Below are 7,409 nucleotides of genomic sequence, written 5' to 3'. Positions count from 1 at the left end.
CTATAGAATTTATTAAAAATATTTAAAGTATTTAATTAAAAGAATATTAATAAATTATAAGGAAATTAATTATGGCATCATATCCGCTTGGAGTAAATACAAAAACGGGAAAACAATATAGCGTAATGATAGTGGACGATTCAAGCACAATTCGTATAGCCGAAAAAAAAATACTTCTTTCGGAAGATTTCAATGTTATGCTCGAGGCGGACGGAGCTATGTCGGCGCTTAAACAATTAAAAGAATCCGCGGACAAGCCCGATATATTAATGATTGATTTTGAAATGCCTCAAATGAACGGAGTCGATTTGCTAAAAAGAATAAGAGCTTTAAATTACGAGGGAAAAGTTATAGTCGTTACTTCCTATGCCAATAAGGGAGTATTAAGCGAATTCCTAAAACTTAAAATTGACGGATATGTGGTAAAGCCCGTTCAAAGACAGACAATTATACAGCATTTGGCAAAAGTTTTGGGAAGAGAAGATTATATAAAATAAAAATTTTTCCTTAAAATAATTAAATTAAATCTAATGAACAAAAAAATAATGAAATTGCCTCAATCTGTGGCTAATCGTATAGCGGCGGGCGAAGTTATAGAGCGTCCGTCTTCCATGCTTAAAGAACTTTTGGAAAATGCCATCGATTCGGGAGCTGACAATATAGAAGTTTCCGTTGAAGAGGCGGGAATAAAAAGCATGATTGTGGAAGACAACGGAGACGGAATAAGGTTTGAGGAACTTCCGCTTGCCATAACTCATCATGCCACGAGTAAAATTTATTCCATAGAAGATTTGGATTCTATATACACTTTGGGATTTCGAGGAGAGGCTTTGGCTTCAATATCGGATGTCACAAATTTGGAAATTGTATCAAGAAGCGCAGACGAAAATAACGGCGGTAAAATAATCGTTGAGGCGGGAAAAATAATAGAACATAAACCAGCGGCGGCTTCAAAAGGAACAAAAATAATCGCTAAAAATCTTTTCTTCAATATTCCAGCTAGATATAAATTCTTAAAACATACTTCGAGAGAATTTTATCTTATTAAAGAAATTTTCGATATGGAAGCTTTGGTTCAGCCCAACATTTCAATGAAGTTAAAAAATAACGATAAAATTGTTCATTCATATTTGAAAGTAAATAGTTTGAAAGAGAGAATCGAAAATTATTTAAACGACAATAATATATTTTCCAATCTTATTGAAACGAATATTGAAAAAGAAAATATCTCAATTTACGGTTTATTTTCAAATTCAAAAATCAGTCAGTCTATGCGGAAAAATAATTTTATATTTTTAAATAATCGCCCAATCGAAAACAGAGTTATTTATTACGCAATAAAAAATGCCTACTCGAACGCGATTCCGAGAGAAAGATATCCTTTTTTCTTTTTGTATATAAATATTGACTGCGGTAAAATCGATGTTAATGTTCATCCGAGCAAAAAAGAAGTGAGAATAAAAAATGAAAAAGAAATATCTTCAATGATTTATAACGAAATATTTAATAAGATTAACGAAGGCGTTTCTTTAAGTTCGGTTAATATAGAAACGGATATTGACTCTACTCCAACTTTTAAAATTCAAAATATAAAAGAATATTCCACAAACGAAAAATATAACGATAAATATAACGATTATAATGACTATAACAATTATAACAATTCTTATCAGTCTTATAAAATAAGCGAATATGTTGCCGAAAGAGAATTCGGAGAATATACAAAAGCCGTAGGACAAATTTTTTCTTCTTATATAATCGCCGAAAGAGGAGAAGAAATGTTTATAATAGACCAGCATGCCGCTTACGAAAGATTAAATTACGAAAGAGTCTATAAAACTTTAACAAGCGGAAAATTGGAATACGAAAAATTATTAGTTCCATGCGAAATAGAATATAGAGATTATGAAATAGATATTTTGAATAATTATAAAGAAACTATAGAATCAATCGGAATCAAATTTGAAGCGAATTCAAAAAACAGCGTGATAGTCGAAGAAGTGCCGATTTATATGCCGAAAAATCAAAAAATAGAAAAAATGATTAAAGATATTTTGGATATTTATATTTCAAAAGGCGAAAATAATTCTTTGGAAAAACTTATAAAACATACTTGCAGCGTCATCTCATGCAAATATTCCCCGAAAGCTGGAGATAAACTTTCAAATAACGATATTCAAATTTTACTCGACTTGCTCGAAAAAGAAAATATTTTAACCAACTGCCCGCATGGACGCCCGTTCGTTTTAAGATTGTCGAAAGATTATTTGGATAGAAAATTTTTTAGATAGAATTTTATTTATAATTATTTTGAAGAAATTTTAATATCTGCAAATTTTATTTCCGAATTAACCGCTCCGTCCGAACTTCTAAATTTTATAATTTCTGGTAAAGTATAATTTTCAATATTCGTATATAAAATTTCCACATCGTATATTTTGGATTTTTTATTGTAATACTCCGCTTTTTCAATTAGCAAACTTTCTTTATCTATCGTATAAGTCACGCTGTAATCTTTGTCTTCGCCTTTCGCTCTCAATACCGCTTTATATTTTTCTTTTTCTTCTCTCAAATCCTCGAAAATAAATTTGTCCGAAAACGAATTGAAATTTTGGGCGTTTCCTACAACCGCATAAAATCCCGTAGTTTCCAAAACTCCCTCAAATATTGCAAACATATTCCTGTAAAAGCTGTCGACATTTTCAAGCGTCATTGTAGGTTTTGTTCCCTGCGTGAAAACAAATTTCAATTTAATTTTATCTTTTGAAGAAGTATAATTTCTTTCGGGAATCGTTGAAATTTGCCTTTCCACAATTTTTCCTTCTATATAAGACGAAAAAGATTTCGGATAAATCGAAGAATATTTTTCTTTCATTTTTGAATATAATTCTTTAAAATCTTCTTTCGGATTTTGGCTTTGAGAATAAAGAAGTATTGGGAACAAACTTATTATTAATATTTTCATCAAAAATTTTTTATCATATTATTTATACCTTTCTTTTTGTTTATGATATATCTTTTAATTTAATTATCAATAGTAAATTATTTTTTTACTTTTATAATATCTATAGCCGTTTTTATCAATTCTTTAGCTTCTTTTTTGGTTTTCGCTTCCGCTATTATTCTGACTATCGGCTCGGTATTAGAACTCCTTACATGAAGCCATCCGTTTTCCAAATCGACTTTTATTCCGTCAATAGAGGTTATTTTTGATTTCGGAAATTTTGATTTTATATTTTTTAAAAATGAATTTTCGTCTATTTTAGCGACTTCCAATTTTTCTTTTACGATTTCGTATTTTGGAATTTCCGCAACAATTTCTTTAATCGTTTTATTTTCTTTAGCCATAAGTTCCAATATTAAAGCTATTCCCAAAAGAGAATCTCTCCCAGGACTTACCGCTGGGACAATTATTCCTCCGTTGCCTTCGCCTCCGAAATATAAACGATTCTTAACGACATGAGAAGAAACATTTATTTCGCCGATTTTTGTTCTGTCAACCGAATAGCCTTTTTCTTTTGCCAAATCGTCAATCATTCTTGAAGTGGATAAATTAACCGCCGCGTTTCCTTTTCCAACGCTCCATAAATATTTCGCGCATAAAGCCAAAGTATATTCTTCGCTTACAATCGTTCCGTCATTCAAAACTATCGCTAGTCTGTCAGCATCGGGGTCTTGAGTAAAACCTATATCGACTTTATTTTTTTTTGCCAATTCGGAAAGACTCTTCATACTGCTTGCCGAAGGTTCTGCTACATGAGAAAATTTTCCCGTATGTTCTTTATTTATTGAAATTTCTTTTACTCCCAAAGCCTTTAATAATTTCGGAGTCGCAAATAACCCCGTTCCGTTGACATAATCGCATGCCACTCTGAAATTACGCTTTTTTATTTTGTCCACATCAATAAATCTGATTATTCTTTTAATATGCTGTTCTATAGCGTCTTCGATTTTTTGATAAGTTCCAGTTTCCAAAGCCTTAACGAATCTTGAGGATTTTTTATCGTAAAGTTTATTTAATTCTTGAACCGATTTTTCATCCAAAAATTTTCCGCCTTTTCCTATGAGTTTCAAAGCGTTCCATTCGATTGGATTATGGCTCGCCGAAACCATTATTCCGCCATGCGCTTTTAATTTTTCAACCATATATAAAGCCGTTGGAGTCGGCGTTATTCCAATATCTATAACATTTATTCCCGAAGCCATCAGCGTGGATATTACAGAATTTGCTATCGTGTCTCCCGTAAGTCTTGTGTCTCTCGCAACCAATACTTTAGCTTTTTTAGGAAAAAGACATGAGAAAGCAGCCGTATAATCGACAACCGTTCTTATATCCAAACCGTCTCCTATTATTCCTCTTATACCAGATATACTTATTTTTAAAGTTGGCATTAAAATCTCCCGTAAATAATTTTTTATATTTTATATTAATTAATTTTTATTTATTTCCTTTAAGTTTCTTTATAACTTCTTTTTTATCTTCGCTGTCTATTATAGCGCTTCCAGAAACCAAAAAATTCGCTCCCGCTTCGATTACTCTATCGCAAGTATTTAAATTTATTCCGCCGTCAACGGATAAAAATATATTTCTATTTCCAATAAGTTTTTTTGCTTTCTTAATTTTTTCAATCGAACTTTCAATAAATTTCTGCCCGCCGAAACCAGGATTTACAGACATTATAAGCAAATTGTCTATATAGTCAATAATCGGTTCGATATTTTCAACGCTAGTATGAGGATTCAAAACTACTCCCGCTTTTATATTATAAGATTTTATTTGCATAAGAAGTTTATGCAAGTGAATATTATTTTCAAAATGAACGCTTATCATATCGACTCCAGCTTTTGCAAAATCGTCTATATGATTTTCAGGGCGAACTATCATAAGATGAGCGTCCAGCGGAACTTTGCTTATTTTTTTTATATCGGCGACAATTTTTGCTCCGAAAGTTATCTGCGGAACAAATACTCCGTCCATTATATCCAAATGCAAATAATCGCAGCCAGCTTCTTCAAGTTCTTTTACGCTTTTTTCCAAATTGCCAAACGATGCCGTTAGTATCGAAGGCGCTATAATTATTTTATTCATAATTTTTCCTTATTTTTATTTTATATAATCCAAAGCATTTTTAGCCGTTTCCATTTCAGATTCTTTTTTACTTTTTCCAAAACCAACCGCATAACTTTTATTATTAACGAAAACTTCCGATTTAAATTTATTCTTTTCAATTTCAATAGTTTGATATTTAGGATTTATTTTATATTTTTTTTGAATTATCTCTTGAAAAATAGTTTTATAATCTTTATAAGCATCTTCAATATTCAAATTATTTAATTTATCTTTATAAACTTTTATTATAAATTCTTTTGCATTTTCAATATTGGAATCCAAATATATCGCGCCGACTATAGCCTCGAATAAATCTTCAAGTATATTTTCTTTACGGCGTCCTCCCGAAACTTCCTCGCCATTCCCAAGCAAAATAAAATCTCCCAAATTCAAATCTTTCGATAACTGCGACAACATTTGAGAAGAAACCAGAGAAGATTTTATTTTTGAAAGCAAACCTTCTTTATAATTAGGATATTTCTTAAAAAGATATTCGGACATTATAAGCGACAAAACCGAGTCTCCCAAAAATTCGAGTCTTTGATTATATTTTATTTTTTCTTTATCCAATTTATTTTCGTTTGCAAAAGTTCTGTGAGTTATAGCCTCGAGCAAATAATTTTCGTTTATAAAATCGTAGCCTATATTTTTTTGGCAGTCTCTTAAGATTTTTTCAATATCGTATTTTTTATTATATTCATTTTGCATTCTTTAATAATACAATGAATAATAATGCAGTCAAGTATCAATTTTAATTTATATATTATTAAGAATGGCTAACCTTTTTTAAATATTTACTTTTATCCTTATTTATTTCTTTTTCTTTGAAATCTTCCATAGTTTTATATTTTGATAATGAAAGTTCTTTTTTAATATCCTGTATTATTTCTTCATTTTCTTTCCTTCTTGCATTTATAATTTCTTTCCATGTCATAGCTCTTATTATAAAATTATCTCCATTTAAATTTGCTATATGTTCTTGTTTCATTGAAGATACACAAATTGCTTCTATAAATCTAATAGTATTATCCTGCTTTTGTAATATTTTAATAATATTAAGTATATATTTATTAAGCACATCGCTAAGAATTGTTTGGCTAATTCCTATTTTTGGAGCTTTAAGTTCAATAAGTATCAGTTTGTTATCTTTTGTTCTTGGTATAAAAATATCTGGGATTGTTTTTAATTCATCTTGATTACTTTCTACCTGAAGTCCAACTTCTTTAAATATACCTTTTAATGATTGGTCGCTAAAAAAATCTAAATCCGAATATTCTTCGCCAAATATCCATAAATTATTTTCTACAATTTTATGAAGTTCCGTTCTCTCTTTAGTATCATTTTTACCTTCATTTAATACTAAATTTTCAAAATGATGTAAAAAATCGAGTTTTGTTATAATATCATTATATTTTTTTACAAGAGATAGTATATCTATATTATGGTTTACATAGCTTAATATCTCTTGACTTTCTTGATTTTCATTCAAATTAAATACAAGTTCTAAATTTGTAAGCGTATGAGAATGTTTATCAGATATTATGCCCATTAACGAATTACTAAAATAGTTTATATTTTTTTTATTAATATTGTGTTTATTAAACATTAAAGGTGTTGCTAAAACTTTATAAGCTTCTTTTATCTTTTCCTTTATCATATCATCTACACGGTTAAATAACTTATTTTTTTGTGCAAGCTCATCTGCTATATTATCTTTATTTTTTAATAAAATTTTAAAAAGTAGTTTATCTAAATCGGGTTTATATGTTTCTTGAACTTCATCAATAATTTTTTTGCATTTATTATTTAATTCCATTAGTTCATAATCATCTGTAAAAATATCGCTTGTTAAAAATATGCTATGACAATTAAAGACTGATTTTGCAGAACCAGAATTTATTTTTCCCAAACAATTTCCAGATGTGTTAAAAATAAAAGTATGTTTTTTATCTACTAAATCTATCTCGTTATTCCAAATAATCATATCGGCGCTAAATTCTTCTTGATTGGATAGGTTATAATTTTTCTTTACCCTATCCTCTATATAATCTTCTACATTAATTTTTTTATCATTTATATTTACAGATATATATTTAAGTATTTTATCTGCAAATTCTATAATAATCTCTTTTTTAAAATAATTAGATAAATCCTCAATGCTTCTACCATTAATAAATTTTTCCCCAAGTTTTTTTATATTAAGCTGCGTTGTCATTGAATTATTTTTATATTTTACTTTTTCTTCACTAACTTCAAATATAATATTTCCTTTATCAATACAAAAAGTAATAAAATTATT

At 29.1% G+C, this 7,409-nt stretch carries 7 protein-coding genes; 2 read left to right on the top strand and 5 right to left on the bottom strand.

Annotated features, from left to right (window positions below):
* Nucleotides 1–71: 71 nt before the first annotated feature.
* Nucleotides 72–497, top strand: coding sequence for a response regulator (locus ACR0QS_RS09050; RefSeq protein ID WP_432633117.1), 426 nt, complete (start codon nt 72–74; stop codon nt 495–497).
* Between the two features lie 33 nt (nt 498–530).
* Nucleotides 531–2,291, top strand: coding sequence for a DNA mismatch repair endonuclease MutL (mutL, locus tag ACR0QS_RS09045; RefSeq protein WP_432633116.1), 1,761 nt, complete (start codon nt 531–533; stop codon nt 2,289–2,291).
* Nucleotides 2,292–2,305: 14 nt separating this feature from the next.
* Here mutL and ACR0QS_RS09040 read toward each other — a convergent pair whose 3' ends face one another.
* The 5 genes from ACR0QS_RS09040 to ACR0QS_RS09020 all read right to left on the bottom strand — a co-directional run.
* The gene (locus ACR0QS_RS09040; RefSeq protein ID WP_432633115.1) at nt 2,306–2,965 is read right to left on the bottom strand and encodes a hypothetical protein; all 660 of its coding nucleotides are present in this window, start codon (nt 2,963–2,965) and stop codon (nt 2,306–2,308) included.
* A gap of 77 nt (nt 2,966–3,042) precedes the next feature.
* A complete protein-coding gene (gene glmM / locus ACR0QS_RS09035; RefSeq protein WP_432633114.1) occupies nt 3,043–4,392 on the bottom strand; it encodes a phosphoglucosamine mutase in 1,350 nt (449 codons plus the stop codon).
* 46 nt (nt 4,393–4,438) lie between these two features.
* Complete coding sequence (rpe, locus tag ACR0QS_RS09030) at nt 4,439–5,089, bottom strand: ribulose-phosphate 3-epimerase (RefSeq protein ID WP_432633113.1); 651 nt, start codon at nt 5,087–5,089, stop codon at nt 4,439–4,441.
* A gap of 15 nt (nt 5,090–5,104) precedes the next feature.
* Nucleotides 5,105–5,818: a ribonuclease III gene (gene rnc / locus ACR0QS_RS09025; RefSeq protein WP_432633112.1), complete on the bottom strand. Its 714-nt coding sequence runs from the start codon at nt 5,816–5,818 to the stop codon at nt 5,105–5,107.
* A 58-nt stretch (nt 5,819–5,876) separates the two neighbouring features.
* The coding region (locus ACR0QS_RS09020; RefSeq protein WP_432633111.1) for a hypothetical protein at nt 5,877–7,409 on the bottom strand (1,533 nt) is incomplete at its 5' end.

Origin of the sequence: Brachyspira sp. (assembly GCF_050873525.1) — a bacterium.
GTDB lineage: Bacteria > Spirochaetota > Brachyspiria > Brachyspirales > Brachyspiraceae > Brachyspira.
Note: the sequence above shows the minus strand (reverse complement) of the source record. Positions and strands in the feature narration are given on the sequence as shown.